The sequence below is a fragment of the Glycomyces tarimensis genome, assembly GCF_054776215.1.
Map to the genome: position 1 here is coordinate 59,913 of NZ_BAAHCB010000017.1, position 23,800 is coordinate 83,712.

The 23,800-nt window shown below is 70.3% G+C and carries 20 protein-coding genes and 1 pseudogene; 5 read left to right on the forward strand and 16 right to left on the reverse strand.

Annotated features, from left to right (window positions below):
- Positions 1 to 18 precede the first annotated feature (18 nt).
- From ACYVK3_RS13395 to ACYVK3_RS13450, 12 genes and pseudogenes are all read right to left on the reverse strand, one after another.
- Positions 19 to 1,944 (reverse strand): ABC transporter ATP-binding protein, encoded by a 1,926-nt coding sequence (locus ACYVK3_RS13395; protein WP_460497827.1) that lies wholly within the window; start codon positions 1,942 to 1,944, stop codon positions 19 to 21.
- Complete coding sequence (locus ACYVK3_RS13400) at positions 1,941 to 3,680, reverse strand: ABC transporter ATP-binding protein (protein ID WP_460497828.1); 1,740 nt, start codon at positions 3,678 to 3,680, stop codon at positions 1,941 to 1,943. Before ACYVK3_RS13400 ends, ACYVK3_RS13395 begins: the two co-directional genes overlap by 4 nt.
- A gap of 40 nt (positions 3,681 to 3,720) precedes the next feature.
- Positions 3,721 to 4,224: pseudogene (locus ACYVK3_RS13405) on the reverse strand (ATP-binding cassette domain-containing protein); the annotation flags it as partial.
- Between the two features lie 28 nt (positions 4,225 to 4,252).
- Positions 4,253 to 4,438 carry a hypothetical protein gene (locus ACYVK3_RS13410; protein WP_460497829.1) on the reverse strand — a complete coding sequence of 62 codons (186 nt, stop codon included), beginning with the start codon at positions 4,436 to 4,438 and terminating at the stop codon, positions 4,253 to 4,255.
- Positions 4,439 to 4,492: 54 nt separating this feature from the next.
- Positions 4,493 to 5,593: a DNA-binding transcriptional response regulator gene (locus ACYVK3_RS13415; RefSeq protein WP_460497830.1), complete on the reverse strand. Its 1,101-nt coding sequence runs from the start codon at positions 5,591 to 5,593 to the stop codon at positions 4,493 to 4,495.
- Positions 5,594 to 5,810: 217 nt separating this feature from the next.
- Entirely contained in the window at positions 5,811 to 6,599 is a 789-nt protein-coding gene (gene erm, locus ACYVK3_RS13420; RefSeq protein WP_460497831.1) for a ribosomal RNA small subunit methyltransferase A, read from the reverse strand.
- A gap of 231 nt (positions 6,600 to 6,830) precedes the next feature.
- Entirely contained in the window at positions 6,831 to 8,369 is a 1,539-nt protein-coding gene (locus ACYVK3_RS13425; RefSeq protein ID WP_460497832.1) for a sodium/solute symporter, read from the reverse strand.
- On the reverse strand, positions 8,369 to 8,707 hold the full coding sequence (locus ACYVK3_RS13430; protein ID WP_460497833.1) for a hypothetical protein: 339 nt from the start codon (positions 8,705 to 8,707) through the stop codon (positions 8,369 to 8,371). The genes ACYVK3_RS13425 and ACYVK3_RS13430 overlap by 1 nt, the downstream gene beginning before the upstream one ends.
- 55 nt (positions 8,708 to 8,762) lie before the next feature.
- Complete coding sequence (locus ACYVK3_RS13435) at positions 8,763 to 9,518, reverse strand: LytR/AlgR family response regulator transcription factor (protein WP_460497834.1); 756 nt, start codon at positions 9,516 to 9,518, stop codon at positions 8,763 to 8,765.
- Complete coding sequence (locus ACYVK3_RS13440; protein WP_460497868.1) at positions 9,515 to 10,513, reverse strand: sensor histidine kinase; 999 nt, start codon at positions 10,511 to 10,513, stop codon at positions 9,515 to 9,517. Before ACYVK3_RS13440 ends, ACYVK3_RS13435 begins: the two co-directional genes overlap by 4 nt.
- A gap of 138 nt (positions 10,514 to 10,651) precedes the next feature.
- Positions 10,652 to 12,331, reverse strand: a complete 1,680-nt coding sequence (locus ACYVK3_RS13445) for a solute symporter family protein (RefSeq protein ID WP_460497835.1) — start codon at positions 12,329 to 12,331, stop codon at positions 10,652 to 10,654.
- Positions 12,328 to 12,687 carry a DUF485 domain-containing protein gene (locus ACYVK3_RS13450; RefSeq protein WP_460497836.1) on the reverse strand — a complete coding sequence of 120 codons (360 nt, stop codon included), beginning with the start codon at positions 12,685 to 12,687 and terminating at the stop codon, positions 12,328 to 12,330. Before ACYVK3_RS13450 ends, ACYVK3_RS13445 begins: the two co-directional genes overlap by 4 nt.
- 283 nt (positions 12,688 to 12,970) lie before the next feature.
- Here ACYVK3_RS13450 and ACYVK3_RS13455 point away from each other — a divergent pair, with 283 nt between their 5' ends.
- On the forward strand, positions 12,971 to 13,390 hold the full coding sequence (locus tag ACYVK3_RS13455) for a VOC family protein (RefSeq protein ID WP_460497837.1): 420 nt from the start codon (positions 12,971 to 12,973) through the stop codon (positions 13,388 to 13,390).
- A gap of 57 nt (positions 13,391 to 13,447) precedes the next feature.
- Here the strand turns inward: ACYVK3_RS13455 and ACYVK3_RS13460 are convergent, their stop codons facing one another.
- From ACYVK3_RS13460 to ligA, 3 genes are all read right to left on the reverse strand, one after another.
- The gene (locus ACYVK3_RS13460) at positions 13,448 to 14,416 is read right to left on the reverse strand and encodes a sigma-70 family RNA polymerase sigma factor (protein ID WP_460497838.1); all 969 of its coding nucleotides are present in this window, start codon (positions 14,414 to 14,416) and stop codon (positions 13,448 to 13,450) included.
- Positions 14,417 to 14,520: 104 nt separating this feature from the next.
- Complete coding sequence (locus ACYVK3_RS13465) at positions 14,521 to 16,548, reverse strand: putative bifunctional diguanylate cyclase/phosphodiesterase (protein ID WP_460497839.1); 2,028 nt, start codon at positions 16,546 to 16,548, stop codon at positions 14,521 to 14,523.
- A gap of 334 nt (positions 16,549 to 16,882) precedes the next feature.
- Positions 16,883 to 19,054, reverse strand: a complete 2,172-nt coding sequence (ligA, locus tag ACYVK3_RS13470) for an NAD-dependent DNA ligase LigA (protein WP_460497840.1) — start codon at positions 19,052 to 19,054, stop codon at positions 16,883 to 16,885.
- 156 nt (positions 19,055 to 19,210) lie between these two features.
- On the opposite strand from ligA, the gene ACYVK3_RS13475 reads away from it, so the two are divergent.
- From ACYVK3_RS13475 to ACYVK3_RS13490, 4 genes are all read left to right on the forward strand, one after another.
- The gene (locus ACYVK3_RS13475) at positions 19,211 to 20,662 is read left to right on the forward strand and encodes a PhoX family protein (protein ID WP_460497841.1); all 1,452 of its coding nucleotides are present in this window, start codon (positions 19,211 to 19,213) and stop codon (positions 20,660 to 20,662) included.
- A gap of 244 nt (positions 20,663 to 20,906) precedes the next feature.
- Positions 20,907 to 21,635, forward strand: a complete 729-nt coding sequence (locus ACYVK3_RS13480) for an ABC transporter ATP-binding protein (RefSeq protein WP_460497842.1) — start codon at positions 20,907 to 20,909, stop codon at positions 21,633 to 21,635.
- A 1-nt stretch (position 21,636) separates the two neighbouring features.
- Positions 21,637 to 22,374: an ABC transporter permease gene (locus ACYVK3_RS13485; RefSeq protein WP_460497843.1), complete on the forward strand. Its 738-nt coding sequence runs from the start codon at positions 21,637 to 21,639 to the stop codon at positions 22,372 to 22,374.
- A 9-nt stretch (positions 22,375 to 22,383) separates the two neighbouring features.
- A complete protein-coding gene (locus ACYVK3_RS13490) occupies positions 22,384 to 23,004 on the forward strand; it encodes a TetR/AcrR family transcriptional regulator (RefSeq protein WP_460497844.1) in 621 nt (206 codons plus the stop codon).
- Here the strand turns inward: ACYVK3_RS13490 and ACYVK3_RS13495 are convergent.
- Positions 23,001 to 23,705, reverse strand: coding sequence for a VIT1/CCC1 transporter family protein (locus tag ACYVK3_RS13495; protein ID WP_460497845.1), 705 nt, complete (start codon positions 23,703 to 23,705; stop codon positions 23,001 to 23,003). The genes ACYVK3_RS13490 and ACYVK3_RS13495 overlap by 4 nt on opposite strands.
- Positions 23,706 to 23,800 lie beyond the last annotated feature (95 nt).

The window sequence follows — 23,800 nt, forward strand, 5'->3', positions numbered from 1 at the left end:
CTGGGGCCCGATTTCGTGTCAGCCAGAAGACGCGACGCCGGCATCCGGAGCGAGCCCAGGAGCGACTCGCTCACCGTCCCGAGCCGACTCATGGCTCGCAATCTCGCCATCCCGCGCCAATGTATGGCTCGCACGCTCGCCATGCCGAGCCGATTTATGGCTCGCACGCTCGCCATGCCAGGCCCTCCAAAGATCGGCGTAGTGCCCGTCACGGGCGATGAGCTCGTCGTGGCTGCCCAGCTCGGCGACCACGCCCCGCTCGATGACGGCGATCCGGTCGGCGTCGTGGGCGGTCTGGAGCCGGTGCGCGATCGCGATGACGGTGCGGTCCTCCAGGACCGCGCCGAGCGCGCGCTCGGTGTCGCGCGCGGCGCGCGGGTCGAGCATCGCCGTGGCCTCATCGAGGATGACCACGTCCGGGTTGGCCAAGATGATGCGGGCCAACGCGATCTGCTGCGCCGAGGCCGCGTCGAGCTCCCGTGCGGTGCCGCCCAGTTGCGTGTCGAGCCCATCGGGCAGGTCGAACGCCCAGTCCGCCCCGACCGACGCCAGCGCCGACTCCAGTTCGGCGTCGGCCGCGTCGGCCTTGGCGAGGATCAGGTTGTCGCGCAAGGTCGCGGTGAACACGTGGTGCTCCTGGGTGACCAGGGTGACGCGCTTGCGCCGCTCGTCGAGCGGGAGCGCCGCGACATTGACGCCGCCGATGGCGACCTCGCCTTCGCGCGGGACGTCCGCCCCGGAGATCAGGCGTGCCAGCGTCGACTTGCCGGCCCCGGAGGGCCCGACGACGGCGAGGCGCTGACCGGCCGGGACGGTGAGGCTCACGCCGTGGAGGACGTCGCTGCCGGTCGGGTAGGCGTAGCGGACGTCGTGCAGCGTGACCGTGCCGTCGACGGGCCGCCGGTCGGTGGCGCCAGAGCCGGCGTCCTCGGCCTCGGCGACGCCTTCGACGCGGGCCAGCGCCGCGAAGCCGCGCTGGATGCGCTCGACCCACATCAGGAGGTTGTCGATGGGGAACATGATCTGGCGGGTGAGCACGGCGCAACTGGCGACCATGCCGATGGTGACCGAGCCTTCGAAGTAGAAGGCGCCGCCGACGAGCAGGACCGCGGCGGTGGGCAGCGCGTACGAGCCGTCGAGGAACGGGAAGAAGACGCTGCGCAGGAACAGGGTGTACCGGCTGGCCTGCCAGTGTCCGGCGACGGTCTCGTCTCCGGCGCGGCGGCGCTGGCCGGCGAGCCGATAGGCCTCGGTGGTGCGGGCGCCGTCGGCGGAGGCGCCGATGGTGTCGCCGATCTTCGACTCGGCCTCGCGCTCCCACAGATAGCCGCGGCGGGCGCGCCTGAGGTACCAGCGGGTGCCGATGGTGATCGGCGGGACGACCACGAGCATGCACAGGCCGAGCAGCGGGTGGACCCACATCATCGCGCCGAAGTAGACGAGGACTTTGAGCAGGGAGACGGTGATCTGCGGGACGCCGTCGCGGAACAGACCGCCGACCTCGGGCACGTCGGCCGAGGAGCGGGTCATGAGGTCGCCGGAGCCGGCCTGTTCGACCACGGGCATGGGCAGGCGCAGGCACCGGTCGACGAACTGCTCGCGCATGCGCGCCGAGAGTCGCTCCCCCAGGCGGTGGGAGACGTAGGTGCCCGCCCAGGTGAAGACGACGAGGGCGATCACGGCGGCGCCGATGCCGAGCGCGAGCCGGTCGACGCCCGCGGCGGAGCCGCCGGCGCCGAGGTCGTCGATGATCTCGCCGAGCAGCAGGGGCGCCGCCACCTCGGCGCCGGCGCCGGCGACGTGGAGGGAGATGGCGACGGCGACGCGGCGCTTCTCGGAGAGCAGCAGCCGGAAGAAGGCGCGGCGGACGTCCTTCGGCCCGGCGACGGGCAGTTGTCCGTCGGTCGGGGCGGGTGCGGTGCGGGCCGGGGTCGGGGTGCTCATGAGTTCTCCCGGGAGACGAGGGCGCGGTAGTCGGGGCGCTGATCGCTCAGCTCGTGGTGGGTCCCGACGGCGACGACTTTCCCGTCGCGCAGGAACGCGACCCGGTCGGCGCGGCCGAGCCACAGCGGCGAGGTGGTGGCGACGGCGGTGGCCTTGCCGGAGCGGGCGGCGGCGAGGCGTTCGACGATGCGGGCCTCGGTGTGGGAGTCGACCGCGGAGGTCGGCTCGTGGAGCAGCAGCGTCTCGGGGTCGGCGGCGATGGCGCGGGCGAGGCGCAGGCGTTGGCGCTGGCCGCCGGAGAGGGTGCGGATCTGGTTGTCCACCTCGGTGTCGAGGCCGTCGGGCAGGGCCTCGACGATGTCGGCCGCCGAGGCGGCGTCGATGGCCTTCTCGATCCGGTCGGCGCCGTCGCGGGCGGCGATGACCTCGGCGAGGGTGCCGGCGAACAGGTAGGCGTCGTGTTCGGCGACGAGGACGCGCCGGCGCAGCTCGTCGCGGTCCATGCCGGCGACGGGCACGTCGCCGTAGCGGGCCTCGGTGTCGGTGTAGCCGCCGAGGCGGTCGAAGACGTCGGCGATGCGGTCGGCGTCGGCCGAGGCGACGGCGAGCAGTTCACCGCCTTCGACGGTGAGCCCGGACTCGGGGTCATGGAGGTCGGCGCCGGTCTCCGGGCCGGCGAGCGCCGTCTCGGGCTGGGCGGGGAGCGGGACGTTGAGGAGCTTGCAGACCTTGCCGGACGCGACGCGGGCCTCGATGATGCGGTATGAGACGCCGATGAGCCAGTGGACGGGCAGCAGGAGCGCCCCGGTGTAGCCGAAGGCGGAGACCATTTGGCCGGGGCTGATGTCGCCGGAGGCGACGAGGCGTCCGGAGATCCAGACGACGACGCCGAGGAGGATCGCCGGGGTGCCCTCGCCGAGGGCGTTGAGCCAGGCGATGGGCCCGGCGACCTTGTAGCCGGCCTTGCGCAGTTGTTCGGAGTCGCGCCGGTAGGACGCGCTGAAGCGGTGCTCGCCGCCGATGCCGCGCAGGACGCGGAGCCCGGAGACGATGTCGGAGGCGCGGTCGGTGATGTCGCCGATGCGGTCGCGGTAGGTCTCTTGGCGCGCCTGGAGGCGGGTGAGGACGGGCCCGGTGATGATGCCGACGGCGAAGACTCCGGCGAAGATCGTCAGGCCCAAGGAGACCGAGGTGTTGAACAGCAGGATGCCGACGGCCACGAGGCCGACGAGGCAGCCCACGAGCGGGGACAGCGAGTCGACGCCTTCGGCGATGCGGCGGATGTCGGTGGCGCCGACCGAGACGACCTCGCCGGTGGTGACCTTGCGGCGCAGGTCGTCGCCGAGCCGGTTGACCTTGACGGTGGCGAGCTGGAGGGTGCGGTAGGCGGCGTCCATGCGCCAGTAGACGGTGAGGCGGTGCGACCAGACGATGGCGGCCGCGGTGGCGAAGCCGGCGAGGACCAGTGCGGCGCACCAGGCGGCGAGGCTGCCCCAGTCGCGCTGGGCGAGGCCGTAGTCGACGGCGCCGGTCAGGAAGTACGGCAGGACCGGCAGCGAGCCGAGGGCGATCGCGGAGGCGAACAGCGCCGAGATCGCCAGTCCTTTACGGCGCGTGGCGAGCCAGACGAAGTACTTCCACGGCGTGGTCGGAGCCGGGTTCGCTGAGGCGCCCCGCGAGCCGTCTGGCGACTGGGGGTCTTCGAGCGGGAGTTCGGGAGCACGGAGGAACCTCACTGGTCGACCGTAAAGTAAGCCTCCGACATAGGGCAATCGATTAAGTCTCCTTCCCGGTCGCCGTTCCGTGCCAGCTGCGCCACAGTCGCGCGTAGGAGCCGTCGCGCGCGAGCAGCTCATCGTGGCCGCCCGGCTCGGCGACGCGGCCGTCCTCGATGACGGCGATGCGGTCGGCGTCGTGGGCGGTGTGGAGCCGGTGCGCGATCCCTATCACAGTGCGCCCTTCGAGGACGGCGGCAAGCGCGCGTTCGGTGTCGCGGGCGGCGCTCGGGTCGAGCATGGCGGTGGCCTCGTCGAGGATGACCACGTCCGGGTCGGCGAGGACGATGCGCGCCAAGGCGATCTGCTGGGCGGAGGCGGCGTCGAGCTCGCGAGCGGTGCCGCCGAGCCCGGCGTCGAGGTCGTCGGCCCAGGCGGCGCCGACGGTCGCCAGCGCGTCGCGCAGTTCCTCGTCGGTGCTGTCGCGTTTGGCCAGGGCGAGGTTCTCGCGCAGCGTGGCGGTGAAGACGTGGTGTTCCTGGGTGACCAGGGTGACGTGCCCCCGGCCGAGCCCCCACTCGCTTGGCAAGCGATTAACTCCAGGACGTTTCCGGGGGCTGATCCTCGCTCTCGGCCGTCCGGTGGCGTGGACGGCGTGCGAGAGCGCCTGTTCGCCCCTCCTCGCCCTGGAGCAGCGCCCACATGAGCTTGAGGCGCGTGGGATCGGACGGCACGCGCAGGGCGTCGGCGGCCGTGCGCACCTGCTGGGCGGTCGGCACTGGCGGGAGCAGCGCGTGGCCGCCCCGGTGCCCGAGCGGCTCGCGGCGGCGTCGTCAGCGGCGGGTCCAGGGCAGCTGCACGAGTTTGCCCTCGCCGGCCTTGTTGCGGCGGTGCCCGACGATGTCGATGACGTAGTTGACGAGGTCCTCGGGACTGTTGGTGGCAGTGACGGCGCGGGGATGGATCGCCGCGCTCGCATTGGGATGGCTGCTGAAGAAGATCGCGGGCGTGGGGATGCCGTCGCGGACCATCCGGTCGAGCAGGTCCATGCCCGCCGAGTCCCCCGCGGACTCGTTGTCGCGGCGCATGTCGGTGACGACGAGGTCGTAGGGCGCGACGGACATGGCGCGCATGGCCTCGTCGGTGGTGGCCACGGTGTCGACCCTGATGCCCGCGGTGCGGAAGAGGCGCACCAGCGACTCGTTCCACTCGTGGTGGTCGTCGACCCACATGATCGCGCCGCCCCGGAGCAGGTCGGTCGAGAGCGCGAGCCGTGTCGCGGCCCGGAGGCCGCGCTCGCGCTGAGCGTCGGGCGTAGCGGTGCGGATGGGCGGCGAGGCGGGCGGCCAGTAGCTCGCGTTGGAGGGGAGGCTCGGTTTCGAGTCGGGCTGCGGGGCCGAGTGCGGGCCATAGGGGGCGCTGCCCGGCCCGCCGTGCTGGGAGGGGATCTGCGGTGTCTCCGGAGGGCGCGGCTCGTAAGGGACCGATGGCTCGGTGTCCTGGTCGGACTCTTCGACTTCGGTTTCGGGATCGGCGGTCTCGGTGCTCGTCTGCGTCCCGTGGAGGGCGGGAACGGGTGCGGTCGGCTTGCCCTGCGGCAGGGCCGGTTCGTAATCCCATCCTCCCGTGCGCTCTTCGGCGTCCCAGGAGACCGGGGCCTGGGGGCGAGGCACCGAGGGGGCGAGGTGTCGGTCGGAGGGGTACTCGCGCGAGGGCTGCGGGGCGGCGTCGGGGTGCTCGGCGCCGCGGATCTGGGCCTGCTCCATGGCTTCCTGGGCGAGCGAGACCGAGACGAAGGGCGTCTCCACCCTCGTCATCCTGTGGGACTCGCGAGTGAGGACCCGTTGGGCGATCACGAGTGCGGCGACGGCGAAGCCCAGCCAGAGGAAGGTGGGCAGGACGCGGATCAGCTCGACCCACATGGACTCGGTCATCGCTGCTCCCAAAGGGGTGTCGATACGGCGTCCTCACCGTATCGCGTGCCCGCAACGCCGAGGACCCCCATCTGAGACGACAGCCGTCCACGGGCCGGGTGCGCGACCGTCCCGTCGGGGTCGCCGACCGTCGACCCGGAACAGCGACCGGTCCCCACCCGGTCCGCTCCTGCGCTCGAGGGGCCGGCTCCCGGAGTCCGGTCGCACCGCCCCGCCTTCAATCCAAGGCCCGGAACAGCTCGATCCAGCGCTCCGGCGACACGAACCCGACCGGCTCGTCTCGCCCAATGCCCGCCTGCGCGCACGCCCGCGCCACGGCTCGCGCCGGCCGGGCGCGCTTCAGTGAAGCCGCGAGCGAGCCTCCCACGCCCGAGAACCCCAGCTCCACCAGGCGCCGGTACTCCCCCATCGCGTCCCTGGACAGCAGCGGCTCCACCCGCCTCCTGACGTGCAGCACCGCCGAGTCCACGCGCGGCACCGGAGTGAACTCGCCGCGCCCGATGCGCGGCCCCAGTTCGAGGGCCGCCTGGGGCCAGTTGAGTATCGCGAGCCTGCTCCAGCGGCCGAAGTCGCCGGTGTGCTTGCGGGCGAACTCGCGTTGCGTGACGAGAGTGGCCGAGTGCAGGGAGCGTGCCGCCAGGCACCAGCGCAGGATGTCGGTCGTGATGCTGTAGGGGACGTTGGCGACCAGCGCGAAGGGCTCGCGTGGTGCGCGGAGATCGCGGAAGTCGGCGTGTGCGCACCGGATCCTGGGGTCGTCGGCGTAGCGCCTGCGCAGGCGTTCGGCGTAGCGGCGGTCCTTTTCGTAGGCGAGGACGAGCCGTGCCGAGTCCACGAGCGCGCGGGTGAGCATGCCGTCGCCGGGCCCGACTTCGACGACGAGGTCGTCTCGGGTGATCCCGGAGGCGCGCACGATCATACGGGCCGTGGCGGCGTCGGCGAGGAAGTTCTGTGAGAGCCGCTTCCGATTGGAGTGGGCATGCGGCATGGAGCGGTTGCGGGACATGGGTGTCCTCCGAGTGGAGTAGACGAATCGGGAACGCGTGATTCGCCTAGGCCCATGCCGAGGACGCAGCGGAGGGACGGCCGTCGGCCGTCGGAGAAGCCCCCGGTCGGATGCGCCGGGGATCGGAGTCAGTGCGCTCGCAGGGCCTAGGCCTCTGCGCGCAGCCGAACGATGCATACGGCGGACGCGCAGAACGCGCACCCGCCTGGACTTCCGTACATGGCGGTCAGGCTAGTCGGCCTTGCCGTGGGCGTCGATCGTTTTTTGCGCGGCGCGCGCGCCGGGCCGGGCCGACGGCTGGGATGCGCCGCTGTAGCGGCCGGGCAGGTGCAGGCGCAGGACGGACTCCTCGGCCCATTCGGGGATCGCGGCGGGCCGGGAGGCGAGGATCATCGCGGCGAACGCCAGCGGGACCGTCCACAGCGCCGGCTGGGAGAGCAGGATCGAGGCGACCCCCGGCTCCACGTCGAGGAAGACCGACGTCAGGGCGGCGCCGGTGGAGGAGCCGGCGCCGATGAGGAGGCCCACGGTCGCGCCGGTCGCGGTGAGGCCGCGCCACCAGATGCCGAGGGTCAGCAGCGGGCAGAACGTGGAGGCCGCGACGGCGAAGGCCCAGCCGACGAGGACGTTGATGTCGACGCCGGCGGCCGGCAGCGCGAGCGTGACGGCCAGGCCGGTGCCCACGGCGACGCCCAGCCGCAACCGGGGCAGGGAGCCGCCGAACAGGTCGTGTGAGAGCCCGCCGGCGAGGGCGAGCAGGAGACCGGAGGAGGTGGACAGGAACGCCGCGAAGGCGCCGGCCGCGACCAGGGCCGTGAGGACGGCGCCGACGGTGCCGGGAGCGATCAGGCTGGGCACCAGGACGGTGATCACGTCGGTCTCTTCGTGGTCGGAGGCGACGACGCGGCCGAGGAGTCCGTAGACGACCGGGAAGAGGTAGAAGACCCCGAGGAGGACGATGACGCTGACCGCGACGCGGCGGGCGGCGCGCGCGCCGGCGACGGTGTGGAAGCGCATGACGACGTGCGGGAGCCCCATGGCGCCCAGTGTGGTGGCGACGAGGACGGAGACGGTGGCGAGGACGGGATGGCCGGAGCCGTCGAGGTCGAGCAGGGGGCGCATCCATTCGGCGTCGACGTCTACGGGGTTGATCGCGGCCTCGCGCCGCTCGGGCCCGGCCAGGAAGATCAGGAAGAGCGCGGGCACGGCGATGAAGACGAGTTTGAGCATGTAGTGGAAGGCCTGGACGTAGGTGGCCGATCGCATGCCGCCGACGGCGATGGTCGAGGCGACCACGAGGCCGGAGCCGACGACGCCGACCCAGTAGGGGATGCCGCTGACCAGTTCGAGGACGACGCCGGCGGCCTTGAACTGCGGGATGAGGTACAGCAGCATGATGACCAGGACGACGAGGCCGCACATGCGCCTGATGCGCGGCGACCCGAGGCGGTATTCGGCGAAGTCGGGGACGGTGTAGGCGCCGCTGCGGCGCATGGGGCCGGCGACGAGAGCGGCGACGAGGACGTACCCGGCGGTGAATCCGACGGCGTACCACATGGCGCCGACGCCGTTCTTGACCAGGAGCCCCGCGAGACCGAGGACGGAGGCGGCGGAGACGTATTCGCCGGCGATGGCCATGGCGTTCCAGCCGGGCACGATGCGCCGGGAGGCGACGAGGAAGTCAGGTGTGGACCGTGCCGCCTTGACGCCCCAGACGCCGATGATGACGCTCGCGACGAGGACCAGGCTGATGGAGGCCAGGCCGAGCATCAGGAGTCCGCCTCGATGCGTTCGGCGCGGCGCACGTGGATCGCCGCGAGGGCCAGCAGGAGCGGGTAGGGCGCGAAGAACAGGACGAGCCAGCCGACGGATCCGGTGATGAGGGCGGCGGCGATGAGGAGGGCCGCGAGCGCGAGGCCCAGGGAGGCGGCGGTGCGCGCGGCGAGGCGGCGCTGGCGGCGCAGGGCGCGTTCGGCGGCCTCCATGTCGATCGCGGTGGAGGCGAGGGGCGGGCGGCCGGACAGGTGGCTGCCGCGCCGCATCGCGTCGGTCCGTCGTCGCAGGGCGAGGCGGGTCTGGGGGCTGGTGACTCGGATCCGCTGATTCATCGGAGTTGACTCCGGGCGGGGGCGAGGCGGCGCGGAGCGGCGACGGGCGTGCGCGTCATGGGCGGCTCCTGTCCTTGCTGCGGGCGGCTTCGAGGAGTCGTTCACGCAGGAGGCGGGAGTGGCGGCGGCTGACGGGCACTTCGCCGGAGTCGGTCACGGCGACGAGCCCGGCGGTGGAGGTGACGCGCAGTTCGGTGACGGCGGCGAGGTTGACGAGGTAGGAGCGGTGGGCGCGGACGAATCCGGCCGCGTCCCAGACCTGTTCGAGGTAGGTGAGGGACTGGCGCAGGAGGTGCGAGTCGCGCCCCGAGCGGAGCCGGACGTAGTCGCCGTGGGCTTCGGCGTAGGCGATGTCGTCGCGGCGGATGAAGACGGTGCGTCCGGCGAGTTCGACTTGGACGACGGCGAGGTCGTCGGCCTTCTCTCCCGCTGCGTTGGGTCCGCTGCGGTGGTGGTCGATGCGGGCGACGGCCTCGGCGAGGCGTTCGGAGCGGAAGGGCTTGAGGAGGTAGTCGACGGCGCCGAGTCCGAAGGCCTCTACGGCGTGGTTGTCGTAGGCGGTGACGAAGACGATGGCGGGCGGTTCGGAGAGTCGGGTGAGGATGCGGGCGACGTCCATGCCGTTGATGCCGGGCATGGCGATGTCGAGGAAGGCCGCGTCGAAGGTGCCCGAGCCGAGGAGGCGGACCGCTTCGTCGCCGCCGTCAGCGCAGACGACGTCGCCGACGCTGGGGTGCTCGGCGAGCCGGCCGGCGAGTTCGGTGCGGGTGGAGGGCTCGTCTTCGACGACGAGGACGCGGAGGCGCTTCATTGGGCGAGGACTCCTCGGGCGTAGCGGGGTATGCGGACGGTGGCCTTGGTGCCGGCTCCGGGGGCGGTGTCGAGCAGGAGGCCGTATTCGGGGCCGTAGACGGCCCTGAGGCGCCGGTCGACGTTGGCCAGACCGATGCCGCCGGTGCCTTGTTCGCTGCCGGTGAGGACGGCTTTGGCGTGGTCGGGGTCCATGCCGGCGCCGTCGTCTTCGACTTCGATGACGCACAGGGGACCTTCGGAGAAGCCGCGGACGGCGATGTGCCCGACGCCGGGCTTGGATTCGAAGCCGTGGCGGAAGGCGTTCTCGACGATGGGTTGCACGACGAGGAAGGGGATGGCGACCGGGAGCACTTCTGGCGCTATTTGGACGGTGATGTCGAGTCGGTCGTCGAAGCGGGCGCGCTGGAGTTCGAGGTAGGTCTGGACCGCTTGGAGTTCGTCGGCGACGGTGGCGTAGTCGCCGGTGGCGGCGAAGGAGTAGCGCAGGTAGTCGGAGAAGTCCGTGAGCAGTTCGCGCGCGCGTTCGGGGTCGGTGCGGGTGTGAGCGGAGATGGCGGCGAGGGCGTTGTGCATGAAATGGGGCGAGATCTGGGCGCGGAGCGTGCGCAGGTCGGCGGCGGCGATGCGTTCGCGCGCGCGGTCGAGGTCGGCGTGGTCGAGGGCCGTGGCGACGAGGTGGGCGGCCTCGGCAAGTTCGGCGTCGGTGACGTCGCCGACGACGATGAGGGCCCCGGCGAGGTCGCCGGAGACGATGAGGGGCGCGGCTCGCAGGGGCGGATCGGTGACGGTCTCGAGTTCGTCGAGCGTCTCGGCGAGGATCTGGGAGGTGGCGGCGGGGTCGAGGCGGCCCCACGCGGTGAGGACGCGGTCGCAGTCGGCGAGGGCGACGGCGTCGGCGCCGAGGAGTCGGGCGAGGCGGCGGGTGGCCTCGCCGGCGCGTTTGCCGGCGAGCCCGTCGGCGAGGGCCTCACCGACCTGCCGCGAGAGTCGCAGCGCGGCGAGTGTCGCCGCGTTGGAGCCGCGGCGGCGCAGCTGCTGGTGAGGGGATCGGGCGATCACTCGCCAACTGTAACTTGGGGCACACACAAGTGCGGGGAGGGCCGAGGGTTGGCCCTCCCCGCCTGGATGGGCTCAGTGTTTGACAAACCGCTCCGAGCCTGCGCCGGTCAGGGCCCTCACCTGGAGGGTCGCGAACCGGTCCGGCCTCGATTCGGAGGACATCCACGTGCCGACCACGGCGCAGATGAGCCCCAGCGGAATGGACACCAAGCCGGGGTTCGACATCGGGAACCAGGCGATGTCGACCCCTTCGCCGAGCAGCGAATTGGGAGTGCTGGAGAAGACCGGCGAGAAGATCACCAGTCCCACGGCGGCGATGAGGCCGCCGTAGATGCCCGCTACCGCTCCGGCGGTGTTGAACCGCTTCCAGAACAGGCTCAGCAGCAGCGTGGGCAGGTTCGCCGAGGCGGCGATGGCGAAGGCCAGCGCGACCAGGAAGGCCACGTTGAGGCTTTGCGCGTAGATGGCCAGGACGATGGCGACGATGCCGACGCCGATCGCGGCGATCTTGGCGACGACGACTTCCTCGCGGTCGGTGGCGGTGCCGCGCCTGATGACGCTGTTGTACAGGTCGTGGGCGAGCGAGGAGGAGGACGCGATCACCAGGCCGGCGACGGTCGAGAGGATCGCCGCGAACGCCGCGGAGGCGATGATCGCGAGCATGACGGCGCCGATGGTGGAGCCGCCGACGCTGTCGCCGACCGCTTGGGCCAGCTGCGGCGCGGCCGTGTTCCCCGCCGGGTTCTGGGCCGTGATCGCCTGGGCGCCGACCATGGCGGCGGCGCCGAAGCCGAGCACCAGGGTGAGCAGGTAGAACGAGCCGATGAGGCCGATGCCCCAGTTGACCGACCTGCGGGCGGATTTGGCGTCGGGGACGGTGTAGAAGCGGATGAGGATGTGGGGCAGGCCAGCGGTGCCGAGGACGAGCGCGAGTCCGAGGCTGATGAGGTCGAGCTTGTTCCACATCGTCTGTGTCGCGTCGCCCGGGACTTCAACGCCGTAGCGCTGTCCCGGTTCGAGGAATCCGACTCCGATCCCGGAGGCTTCGGCGGCGTCGCCGAGGAGGTTGGAGACGTTGAAGCCGTATTCGGTGAGGACGAGGAGCGCGAGGAGCGCGGCGCCGCCGAGGAGGACGCAGGCCTGGACGATCTGGACCCAGGTGGTGCCCTTCATGCCGCCGAGTGCGACGTAGACGATCATGAGCAGGCCGACCAGGACGATGCCCATATTGGAGGCGACTTCGGCGCTCATGCCGAGGAAGGTCTCGCCTTCCCTGATGCCGAGGAGGAGTGCGATGAGCGCGCCGGCCCCGACCATCTGGGCGAGCAGGTAGAAGATCGAGACCGTCATGGTGGAGACGGCGGCGGCGGTGCGGACCGGGCGTTGGCGCATCCGGAAGGAGAGGACGTCGGCCATGGTGAACCGGCCGGAGTTGCGCAGGAGTTCGGCGACGAGCATGAGGGCGACGAGCCAGGCGACGAGGAATCCGATGGAGTAGAGGAAGCCGTCGTAGCCGGACAGCGCGATGATGCCGGCGATGCCGAGGAAGGAGGCGGCCGACATGTAGTCGGAGGCGATCGCGAAGCCGTTCTGCCACGGTTTGAAGCCGCGTCCGCCGGAGTGGAAGTCGGTGGCGTCGCGGGTGTGGTTCCTGGCCCAGATGGTGATGGCGATGGTGGCCGCGACCATCACGAGGAAGAGCACGAAGGTCAGGGTGCGGCCGGTTTCGGTCTGCTGTGCGAGGAGGTTCATTCGTCTTCCTCCCCGTAGTGGAGTTCGTCGTGGAGTGCTGCGGCCTTGGGGTCGTATTCGCGTGCGGTGTAGCGGGAATAGGCCCAGGCGATGCCGAAGGTGGACGCGAACTGGAGGAGGCCGAACACCAGCGCGATGTTGATGTTGCCGAACAGGACGGTGCCCATGAAGTCGCGGGCGTATCCGGAGAGGATCACGTAGAGCAGGTACCAGGCGAGGAACGCGATGGTGGCGGGCACGATGAACCTGAACAGGCGTCGTTTGAGGTCGACGAAGCGGGGGTCGTCGTGCATGGCGGCGAGTGCTTCATCGGTGACGGCGGGCGGGGGGCCGTCGCGCATCGGGGTGGTGGCCATCGGGCCTTCCTCCTTGAAGGGGTTGCCGTGTCGTGCTCATGACTGGGGCATGACGACACGGTGACGTGCAATACCAAGGAACTTAGGACCGCGTCGGCGCGTTGAGAAGTAGTGGTGTGACGCGCGTCGCTGGACGTGCGGTTCTTGCGATGGGCCTGCGATGAGCGGTCGGTGAGCGGTCGACGGGCGGTCGGGTGGCGAACGTCGCCGCGCGAACGATGAATCCGCGGAACGGGTCTCGTCGGTACTGGTGAAGCGACCGCATGCCGAAAGGAGCCCGGCCATGGGCAGCAAGATGATCTTCGTGAACGTCCCCGTCTCGGACCTGGACCGTTCCATGGAGTTCTACGAGTCGTTGGGATGGTCGATCAATCAGGACTTCACCGACGCGAATGCCGCCTGCGTCGTCATCGACGACAACATCTGTCTGATGCTGCTCACCAGGGAGTTCTTCAAGACGTTCACGAAGCGGCCGATCGCCGAGACGACCGGGGCGACGGGGGCCGCGTACGCGCTGTCGCTGGACAGCGCCGCGGCGGTGGACGATCTGACCGAGGCCGCCGTCAAGGCCGGCGGGACCGAGGAGGTCAACGAGGAGAAGCGGGCGCAGGAGGCGGAGGTGGGCATGCACGGGCGCACGTTCTTGGACCCGGACGGCCACCAGTGGGAGCCGTTCTGGATGGACTACCCCGGCGCCGCGTAGGACACGCGCACGAACCCCAGGACGGACGGCCGCCTCGCTCGGGGCGGCCGCTGCGTGTTACAGCAGCTCGCCTTCACGCAGTTCGGCGGGCAGGCCGAACAGCGGGAACAGGCGGGTGGTGTCGAGGAAGTAGTTCAGGCCGGTGATGCGGTCGCCCTCGATCTCCAGGACGGTGATCGACCACGGGTCCCATACGCCCGGCTCGCCGGAGGGCTTGTAGTGCCCGAACGCGGGCAGGCCGTTGGCGGCGAGCGGGACGAGCCGGGAATCGCGGCAGGCGCTGCCGGTGCCGAGCATGAACTCGGCGACCGAGTCGGGGCCTTGGACCCACAGCGGGAACGGCGGCATGGACAGGGCCACGTCCTGGTGGAGCAGCGAGGTGAGGGCCTGCATGTCGTAGGCCTCGAACGCCCTCACGTAGTCGTCGACGAGGCGTTTGACCTCGGCGTCGTCGATCGCGTAGTCGTCGGTCGGCGAGGGCTGGAGCTGCTCCATGGTGGCGCGGGCACGTTGGAGGGCGCTGTTGACCGAGGCGGGGCTGAGCTGGAGGGCATCGGCGGTCTCGGCCGCGGAGAACCGCAGGACCTCGCGCATGAGCATCACGGCGCGCTGCTTCGCGGGCAGGTGCTGGACGGCGGCGACGAACGCCAGGCGCAGGGAGTCCTTCGCGGCGGCGTACTCGGCGGGGTCGGCGCCGAAGGCCATGGAGTCGGGGATCGGCTCGATCCACACGTAGTCCGGTTCCGGTGCGGGCAGGGGCGTGCCGGCATCGGAGGCGGGTGCGAGCTCCATGGGGCGGGCGCGCCGCTGCGGGCCCTTGAGCATGTCCAGGCACACGTTGGTGGCGATCTTGTACAGCCACGAGCGCAGGCTGGAGCGGCCCTCGAACTTGTCGTAGGAGTTCCAGGCTCGCGTGAACGTCTCCTGGACGGCGTCCTCGGCCTCGAACGAGGAGCCGAGCATCCTGTAGGCGTAGGCGCACAGCTCGCGGCGGTGCGGCTCGAAGGCATTGAGCACGTCGTTCATGGCACTACGATTCCACACGGGTACGACGATCCGAGCGCTCTCCGCGTTGTTGTCGGGGCTTCGAACAGGCGGAATTCCGATTCCTCGGCGGCCCAGGGCATGCCTCAGCGCCCGGGCCGGTGCTGGACGAGCCAGCGGTCGAAGTCGTCGGCGCTCATCGGCTTGGCGAAGTGCCAGCCCTGGGCGGCGTGGCAGCCCCAGTCTTCGAGTTGTTCGCGGACCTTCTCGTCCTCGACGCCTTCGGCGACGACGGCGACGTCGAGCGCGCGGCCCAGGTCGATCGTGGAGGAGACGATCGCGGCGTTGTCGCAGTCATCGACCAGGCTGGTGACGAACATCTTGTCGATCTTGATCTCCGTGACTGGCAGGCGCCGCAGGTGCTGCATGGACGAGAAACCGGTCCCGAAGTCGTCGAGGCTGATGCCCAGACCCAGGTCGGAGAGCCGCTGGACGTTGTCGACCACGCGTCTGGGGTCGGCCATGAGGGCGCTTTCGGTGATCTCGAGCTGGAGACGGGACGGATCGACGCCGTAGGCGCCCATCCGCTCGGTCACGTAGTCGGTGAACTCCGGGGACTGGAGGTCGCGAACGCTCACGTTCACGGCCATCCGCAGCCGGTAGCCGGCGTCGTTCCAGCACCGCAGCTGGTGCAACGCGATGTCGACGACCCGTTCGGTGAGCATCCGCATCACCGAGGAGTGCTCGGCGGTCGCGATGATCTCGGCGGGGTTGACCATGCCCCGTTCGGGGTGGTGGTAGCGCAGCAGCGCCTCCGCGCCGATCACCTCGCCGGTCGACAGGGCCACCTGCGGCTGGTAGTAGAGGTTGACACCCGGCGCGTCGGGGTGGTCGAGCGCTCGGCGCAGATCGCCGAGGAGCTTGAGCCGCTCGGGCGAGTGGTGGTCGAATTCGGGGGCATAGCGCGTGAAGCTCGCGGCCCGGTGCTTTGACTCGGACATGGCGATGTCGGCGTGGCGGAACAGGGTCTGGAAGTCGGCGCCGTCGTCGGGGAAGACGGCGATGCCGACCGAGCCGTCGATCTCGATGGAGACGTCGTTGATGACGATCGCCCGGTCGAGCCTGGCGCGGATCTCGCGGGCGCATTCGAGCGGGTCGCTCATGCCGTCGAGCTCGCTCCACACGAAGCCGAACTCGTCGCCGCCGAGCCGCGCGATCCGCTTGCCGGGAGGCTTATCCGCCAGGAAGCGTTCGGCGAGCTCGAGCAGGACCTGGTCACCGACGTCGTGTCCGAGCGCCGAGTTGATGTCGGCGAAGCGGTCGAGGTCGAGGATCATGACGGTCACGGCGGTGTCCGTCTCTCTCGCGTCGACGACCTTGGCCTCGACGGCCTGTTCGAAGCCCTTGCGGTTGAGCAGGCCCGTCAGAGGGTCGCGCTCGGCCTCCTTCTCGCGCGCCGCGGCCGTCTGGAGGATGCGGTAGACGCTGAAGATCGGGATGGCCGAGGCGGCCACGAGCCACCAGGAGGACATGGCGGCGGTGGCCAGGATCGGGGCGATCGCGACCTGCGTGGCGCGCAGCGCCCACTCGCTCTTGAACCACTGCCCGGCGTACTCGCGCCAGGTGCCGCCCATGCGCAGCTGCGTTCGCAGCGCCACCAGGCTGATGCTGGTCACCGTCCAGAAGGTCCCGGCCGCGAAGATGGCGAGCAGCTGCGTCCCGGTGCCGCTCCAGACGGCCCCGCCGGAGAGCGTGTTCCACACCAGCCAGGCGACGCACAGCGCAGCGCCCTGCTGCGAGACGTTGAAGATCATGCGCCAGGCCGAGGACTTGATCTGCGCGGACAGCAGCGCGATCGAGCCCGATTGGACGATCAGCGCCGGCAGGAAACCCCATGTGACCATGGTCGCCAGGACGTAGACGAGATAGATGGAGGCGATCGGCGACATCCAGATGCCGCCCCAGCGATTGGGGCGGAACTCGGCGATGAACGCCAGGCCCGCGGTCAGCCAGAAGGCGAAGGGCACATTGAGCCAGCCGCCCTCGGGCATGCCCCCGAAGGCGGTCACGGCGGCGGCACCGACGACAGTGCACGCCGCGACCGCGGCCATGAAGCCGTAAAACCGGCCCGGATGCTCTCGAGGCGCAGTGTTGCGCATGAGCGTCGTGGCCATATCGCTCCTCCCACTGCCACGGCCGTCAGGGTGACGCGCCAGAATCACCGCTGATCAGTCGTGACCGACTCATCTGTCATATCGCGAATTTCGCTTCCAGACAATGCTGGCGAAGCATCCGGCACAGTTGTGACCAGGTGCGACATGCCCATTACAGAAACCGTTATCCCCTCTTTACCGCTCGTGTCGCCGGGCGCGGGCACACGCCTGCCGGCCGCCTCGGGCGAGTCGAAATGACCCGTTGTAGCGGCATGAGGCGGTTCCACGCAATGACTCTGCCCTGTTCTAACGAACCGACCCCCGCATCCGAATACGGATCGTTATCGATTTGTGATCATTCGGCTTCGGACTCGACACCTTCGCCGAGTCCTTCGGCGAGGAATCCTTCGAACCGCTCGCCCGGGACGATCCGCACGCCGAGCGAGACGGCCTTGTCGTACTTCGAGCCGGGCTTGTCGCCGGCGACGACCGCGCTGGTCTTCTTGGAGACCGACGAAGTGACCTTCCCGCCGCGGGCCTTGACGGCCGCCGCCGCGCCCTCGCGGGTGTAGCCGGCGATCGAACCGGTGATGACCACCGAGGCGCCCTCCAGCGTCGGGGCGGGCCGCTCGGACGGGTCCGGCTGCTCGTCGCGCATCCGCACCCCCGCGGCCCGCCAGCGCTCGACGATCCCGCGGTGCCAATCGACGGCGAACCAGTCCTTGACGGCCTTGGCGATGGTGGGGCCGACGCCGTCGATGTCGGCCAGTTCGGCCTCGTCGGCCTCGATGACGCGGTCGAGATCGCCGAAGTGCTCGGCGAGCGCCTGGGCGGCGACGGGACCGACATGGCGGATCGACAAGGCGTTGACGACGCGCCACAGCGGCTGGGCCTTGGCCTTCTCGAGGTTCTCGAGCATCTGCACGGCGGTCTTCTTCGGTTCGCCGTCCTTGGTGGCGAAGTAGGTGACGACCTTGTCCTCGCCGGTCTTCGGGTCGGGTTTGGGGAGCCCGGAGTCGGGGTCGCGGACGACCACCTTGATCGGCAGGAGCCGGTCCATGGTGAGGTCGAAGACGCCGCTCTCGTCGGTCAGGACCGGCTCGGCCGGTTCGAGGGGCTGGACGAGCGCGGCGCACGCGATGTATCCCATGCGGTCGATGTCGAAGCAGGAGCGCCCCGACAGGTAGGCGAGGCGTTCGCGCAGCTGCCCGGGGCAGGAGCGGGCGTTGGGGCAGCGCAGGTCGATGTCGCCTTCGGCGGCCGGCGCGAGCGTCGAGCCGCATTCGGGGCAGACCTCGGGCATGACGAAGTCGGTCTCGGAACCGTCGCGGGCGGCCTCCACCGGGGCGACGACCTCGGGGATGACGTCGCCGGCCTTGCGGACGACGACGGTGTCGCCGATCTTGACGCCCTTGGCCTTGATCTGGTCGGCGTTGTGGAGGGTGGCGAACTCGACCTCGGAGCCGGCCACGCGGACCGGATCGAGGACCGCGTAGGGGGTGGCGCGTCCGGTGCGTCCGATGGAGACCTTGATGTCGAGGAGCCTGGTGTTGACCTCCTCGGGCGGGAACTTGAAGGCGACGGCCCAGCGGGGCGTGCGGGAGGTGGCGCCGAGTCGGTGCTGGGAGTCGATGTCGTCGAGCTTGACGACGATGCCGTCGATCTCGTGGACCAGTTCGTGGCGCCGGCCGCCGAACTCGTGGATGTAGTCGAAGACCCCCTCCATGGTGTCCACGACGCGCCAGTAGGGGCTCGTGGGCAGACCCCAGGCGTCGAGGGCGGCGTAGGAGTGGGATTGGGACCGCGGTTCGAAGCCTCGCAGGGCGCCGAGGCCGTGGGAGATGAAGCTGAGGGGCCGCTCGGCTGTCTTGGCCGGGTCCTTCTGCCGCAGTGAGCCGGCGGCGGCGTTGCGCGGGTTGGCGAAGGGCGCCTTGCCGGCCTCGACCTGGGTCTCGTTGAGGCGGTCGAAGTCGGCCGTGGGGAAGTAGACCTCGCCGCGGACCTCCAGCAGCTCGGGCACGTCGAAGCCTTCGGCGGCCTTGAGGCGCTGCGGGATGGCGGCGATGGTGGCCACGTTCGCGGAGACGTCCTCGCCGGTGACGCCGTCGCCGCGGGTGGCGGCGCGGGCGAGGCGCCCGTGCTCGTAGACGAGGTCGACGGCGAGGCCGTCGATCTTGAGTTCGCACAGGTACTGGGCGTCGGCCGCCTCCTCGGAGACGCGTTCGGCCCAGAGGCGGACCTCGTCCTCACTGAAGACGTCCTGGAGGCTGAGCATCTTCTCCAGGTGTGTCACCGGAGTGAACGCCTCGGAGAAGGTGCCGACCTGCTCGGTGGGCGAGTCGGCGCTCTTCAGCTCCGGGTACCTGGTCTCGATGTCGACCAGCTCGTGCATGAGCTCGTCGAACTGGGCGTCGGAGACCGTCGGCTCGTTGTCCACGTAGTAGCGGCGTCGGTGCTCGGTGATCTCGGCCGCCAGTTGCTCGTGGCGCTCGCGGGCTGTGTCGAAATCGATGTCTTCGGTGCTCACGGGACCTATTGTGGCAGCTCGGTCCGACGTTTCGGGAGTGATGAAGGCTTATGCGGTTGGTCAACTGCTGTTCACATTCTGCTTTCCTCGTTCTCTTCTGCGGTCGGAAACATCTGTGCTGACAGTGACGCCCAGGCCTCGAAGAAGGAGCACGCTTTGGTTACTCAGACTTCCGACGCCACGCAGAACGAGGGTTCCAATCGCCGCGCGTTCCTGCGCCGGGGTGCGACCGCGGCCGGCGGCGGGCTCTTCGCCGTCGCGGCGATGGAGGGCATGACCATCCGGGCCGCCTCCGCCAAGGACGGCCGCAAGGACAAGACCGCGGCGAACAACGGCGGCTACGGCGAGCTGCGCGAGCTGACCCGCACCGACCCCGATTCGGGCTTCGAGCAGGCCCTTTGGCTGCCGGAGGGCTTCGACTTCAAGGTGTTCTCGACGGCCGGCAGCCTCATGCCCGACGGGAACGTGGTGCCGCTGGGCCACGACGCGATGGCGTGCTTCGCCACCGGCGACCCGAACGTGTGGCGCATCGTCCGCAACCACGAGGAGCGCACCGAGCCCGACGCGGTGGTGCCCGCGGGGCGCCGGGAGCACCGCTACGACCCGCTCGGCGGCGGGGGCACGACGACGATGTGGGTCCGCTGGGAGCAGGACGCACCGGTGTTCGAGAAGGCCTGGCAGTCGCTGTCGGGCACGATCGTGAACTGCGCGGGCGGCCCGACCCCGTGGGGCACATGGCTGTCGTGCGAGGAGACCACGGCCGGGACCGCCGCGGGCTGGGGCGCCGAGCACGGGTACGTCTTCGAGGTGCCTCCGGACGCGCCCCAGGAGGTGGACCCGGTGCCGCTGAAGGAGATGGGCCGGTTCGTGCACGAGGCGGTCGCGGTCGACCCGAACACCGGGATCGTGTACGAGACCGAGGACCAGGGCACCGCCGGGTTCTACCGGTTCTTGCCGAACACGCCCGGCAAGCTCGCCGACGGCGGCCGGCTGCAGATGCTCAAGGTCAAGGACGAGTGGAACTTCGACACGCGCACCGGCCAGAAGACGAAGCGGTCGATCCCGGTCGAGTGGGTCGACATCGACGACCCCGACCCGACCGACGCCGAGGAGAACGCCCTCGCGGTGTTCAACCAGGGCTGGGCGAAGGGCGGGGCGGTCTTCGGGCGGCTTGAGGGCGCCTGGTGGGGCAACGGCGCGGTCTACATCGCCTCGACCTCCGGCGGCGACGAGGGCGAGGGCCAGATCTGGGAGTACCTCCCCAACGGGCGCAGCGGCGGGCGCCTGCGCCTGGTGTTCGAGTCCCCCAACGCGGAGCTGCTGTCCTACCCCGACAACATCACCGTCTCCCCCAACGGCAACCTGCTGCTGTGCGAAGACACCAGCCGTGACCTCCCGGCCGTGCGCGGGCTGACCCGCGAGGGCGAGATCTTCCCGTTCGTCTACCACGAGGGCAGCCGCGAGTGGTGCGGCGCGACGTTCTCCCCCGACGGGAAGGTCCTGTTCGTGAACATCCAGGGCGCGACCCGCGGCGAGCCGACCGACCCGGATATCGAGCCGGGCCGCACGATCGCCATCTGGGGCCCGTGGGAGCAGGGCGTGCTCTAGTCCCCGACCAACGCAAGCCGGACACCTCCCGATCGCCGGCTCAGGCCGGCACCACCGAGATCCGGCCGCGCGACGTACCGTCCCCCACGGCGGGCTTGCGAGTCGCAGATTCGCACTTCGCGCGGTCGGATCTTGTTCGTGCGTCGGAACGGGGACGCGGCTTTGCGGGCCTAGAATAATTCAAAGGTCGTTGAATTAGCGTGCTACGGTGAATTCATCGATCATTGAATTATTGGAGGCTCCGATGCCACCCGACAACCCCGCCATCACCGTCGACAACCTGGTCGTCGAGCGCGGTCACCGCACCGTGCTGCTCGACGTCTCCACCTCCATCCCGGCCGGCTCGGTCACCGGACTGCTCGGCCCCTCGGGCTCGGGCAAGACCACCTTCATCCGCGCCGTCGTGGGCACCCAGAAGGTCAAGTCCGGCGAAGTCACCGTCCTCGGTGAACCCGCCGGCTCGACGCGTCTGCGCAGGCGAGTCGCCTACGTCACTCAGGACGCCTCGATCTACCCCGACCTCAGCGTCAAGTCCAACGTGGCGTACTTCGCGGCCCTCTACGGGCGCTCCAAGAGGCAGGCCATGGACGCCGTCGACGCCGTCGGCATGTACGACTACGCGAGTCAGCTGGCCGCCGATCTCTCCGGCGGCCAGAAGACCCGCACCTCACTGGCCTGCGCGCTGGTGTGCGAACCCGACGTGCTGGTCCTCGACGAGCCCACCGTCGGGCTCGACCCCGTCATCCGCGAAGAGCTCTGGAGCCGCTTCGGCGCCCTGGCCGCCGCCGGAAAGACCCTCCTGGTCTCCAGCCACGTCATGGACGAGGCCGACCGCTGCGACCGGCTCCTGCTGCTGCGCGAGGGCCGCTTCATCGCCGACGACACGCCCGCCGCCCTGCGCGCGGCGACCGGCACCGCGAATCTCGAATCTGCGTTCCTACAGCTCATCCACGACATGGAGAGGGCCGGCTGACATGTCGCTGCGCATCACCTTCATCACCGCCGGACGCATCCTCCGGCAGCTGCTCAACGACCGCCGCACGATCGTGCTCATCCTCGCGGGACCGACGCTGATCATCGCGCTCATCAGCGCCATCATGGACGAGGCTCCCCAGGTGTTCAACACGGTCGGGCTCATTCTGCTGGCGGCGTTCCCGTTCTTCATGATGTTCCTGGTCACCTGCATCACCCTGCTGCGCGAGCGCACCGGCGGCACCTTGGAACGGCTCATGACCACGCCGACGGCCAAGATGGACCTGGTCGTCGGCTACGCCATCGCCTTCGGCGTCGCCGCCACCGCTCAAGCGTCGGTCGCCGCGGCCGTGGCCTACTGGTTCCTCGGACTGGAGACCGCCGGCTCGGGGTGGACGGTCCTGTTCATCGCGGTCGTCACCTCGCTGTTCGGCATGGCGCTGGGACTGTTCGTCTCCGCCTTCGCCGCCAACGAGTTCCAGGCGGTCCAGTTCATCCCGCTGCTCGTGGTGCCCCAGCTGTTCCTGTGCGGACTGATCTGGCCGCGCGAGCAGATGGCCGGATGGCTGCAGGGCGTCTCCGACGCTTTGCCGCTCACCTACGCCGTCAAGGCGCTCCGGGAAGTGCAGGTCTCGCCCGACGTCACGGGCCAGATGTGGGGCGACCTCGCGGTGGTGGCCGGTGCGGTCGTCGTCGCAACCGTGCTCGGGGCCGCCACCCTGCGGCGGCGGACCGGTTAGGCTCCATTCGTGGTCAGAGCCAAGCGAAGCGGACGGCGGTCAGGCAAGCCCGACACCAGGGCGGAGATCCTGAGCGCCGCCCGCGCCCTGTTCGCCGCCGAGGGCTTCGAATCGGTCAGCATGCGCCGCATCGCCTCCGAGGCCCGGGTCGACCCCTCGCTCATCCACCACTACTTCGGATCGAAGAACGAGCTGTTCCTCGCCGCGATCGAGCTGCCGCTCGATCCGGCCCCCGAGATCGCCGCCGCCCTCAAGGCGGGCGGCGTGGAGGGCGCGGGAGGGCGACTCATGCGGGCCTTCGTCACGATCTGGGACGGGCCGCACTCCGACAAGCTCCTCGCGGTCGTGCGCACGAGCCTGTCGAAGCCGGCGATGTCGTTCATCCTCAAGCAGCTGTTCGAGCACCGGATCGTCAAGACCGTCGAGGAGGTGCTCGGCGACGAGGTCGACCACGTCCACATCCGCGCGAACTTCATCGCCTCGCAGATCTTCGGGCTCGTCGTCGCCCGCTACATCCTCAAGCTCGAACCGATCGCCTCACTGGGGGTCCAAGAGCTCGCCGACGCCCTCGGGCCCACCATCGACCGCTACCTGACGATGCCCGTCGAGCACCTCGCCGACAAACCCTAGGCAGTGGCGACGCCGAAAAGGGTGCCGACGCCGTAGGTGACGCCCATGGTGGCGGCACCGACCGCCATGACGCGCAGCGTCGCCCGGGCCGTGGGCGCGCGCCCGAGCCTCGCGGAGGTGAAGCCGGTCAGCGCCAGCGCGGCGACCACGGCCAACGCGCAGCCCCACACGCGCACGCCCGCCGGCAGCAGCCCGATCGTCAGCAGCGGCAGCAGCGCGCCGAGGGTGAAGCTGACGAACGACGACAGCGCCGCCTGCCAAGGGCTGGTGAGGGCTTCGGGGTCGAGACCGAGTTCGATCTGCGAGTGGGCCCGCAGCGGGTCGAACTCGGACAGCTCGCGGGCGACCTGGCGGGCGGTCGCCGCCGACAGGCCGCGCGATTCGAGGCTCTCGGCCAGGTCGGTCTCCGCCGCGCCGGGATCCTCGGCCAGGACTCTGCGTTCGGCGTCGACAAGCGTGGACTCCGAGTCGCGCTGGGTCGAGACCGAGGCGTACTCGCCGCCGGCCATGGACAGCGCCCCGGCCACCAGGCCGGCGAGGCCGGAGATCATGATCGTGGTGCGGTCGGTCGTCGCGCCGGCGACGCCGATGACGATCCCGGCGGTCGAGACGATGCCGTCGTTGGCGCCGAGCACGCCGGCGCGCAGCCAGTTGAGCCGGCTGCCGAGCGCTCCCCATCCCGTGTCGCCTTCCGCCACCACCGGTCCAGTGAACCACAGGTTCGCATCGACTGACGGGGTTCGTCGAGAGGGACTGAATTGCGCCACTGTGGGCGGTATACCCGGCGTTGAAGTGG

Coding starts and splice junctions, on each gene's coding strand:
- ACYVK3_RS13395 (WP_460497827.1), bottom strand. CDS start 1,944: ATGAGCACCCCGACCCCGGCCCGCACCGCACCCGCCCCGACCGACGGA.
- ACYVK3_RS13415 (WP_460497830.1), bottom strand. CDS start 5,593: ATGACCGAGTCCATGTGGGTCGAGCTGATCCGCGTCCTGCCCACCTTC.
- erm (WP_460497831.1), bottom strand. CDS start 6,599: ATGTCCCGCAACCGCTCCATGCCGCATGCCCACTCCAATCGGAAGCGG.
- ACYVK3_RS13425 (WP_460497832.1), bottom strand. CDS start 8,369: ATGCTCGGCCTGGCCTCCATCAGCCTGGTCCTCGTCGCGAGCGTCATC.
- ACYVK3_RS13430 (WP_460497833.1), bottom strand. CDS start 8,707: ATGAATCAGCGGATCCGAGTCACCAGCCCCCAGACCCGCCTCGCCCTG.
- ACYVK3_RS13435 (WP_460497834.1), bottom strand. CDS start 9,518: ATGAAGCGCCTCCGCGTCCTCGTCGTCGAAGACGAGCCCTCCACCCGC.
- ACYVK3_RS13445 (WP_460497835.1), bottom strand. CDS start 12,331: ATGAACCTCCTCGCACAGCAGACCGAAACCGGCCGCACCCTGACCTTC.
- ACYVK3_RS13450 (WP_460497836.1), bottom strand. CDS start 12,687: ATGGCCACCACCCCGATGCGCGACGGCCCCCCGCCCGCCGTCACCGAT.
- ACYVK3_RS13455 (WP_460497837.1), top strand. CDS start 12,971: ATGGGCAGCAAGATGATCTTCGTGAACGTCCCCGTCTCGGACCTGGAC.
- ACYVK3_RS13460 (WP_460497838.1), bottom strand. CDS start 14,416: ATGAACGACGTGCTCAATGCCTTCGAGCCGCACCGCCGCGAGCTGTGC.
- ACYVK3_RS13465 (WP_460497839.1), bottom strand. CDS start 16,548: ATGGCCACGACGCTCATGCGCAACACTGCGCCTCGAGAGCATCCGGGC.
- ACYVK3_RS13480 (WP_460497842.1), top strand. CDS start 20,907: ATGCCACCCGACAACCCCGCCATCACCGTCGACAACCTGGTCGTCGAG.
- ACYVK3_RS13485 (WP_460497843.1), top strand. CDS start 21,637: ATGTCGCTGCGCATCACCTTCATCACCGCCGGACGCATCCTCCGGCAG.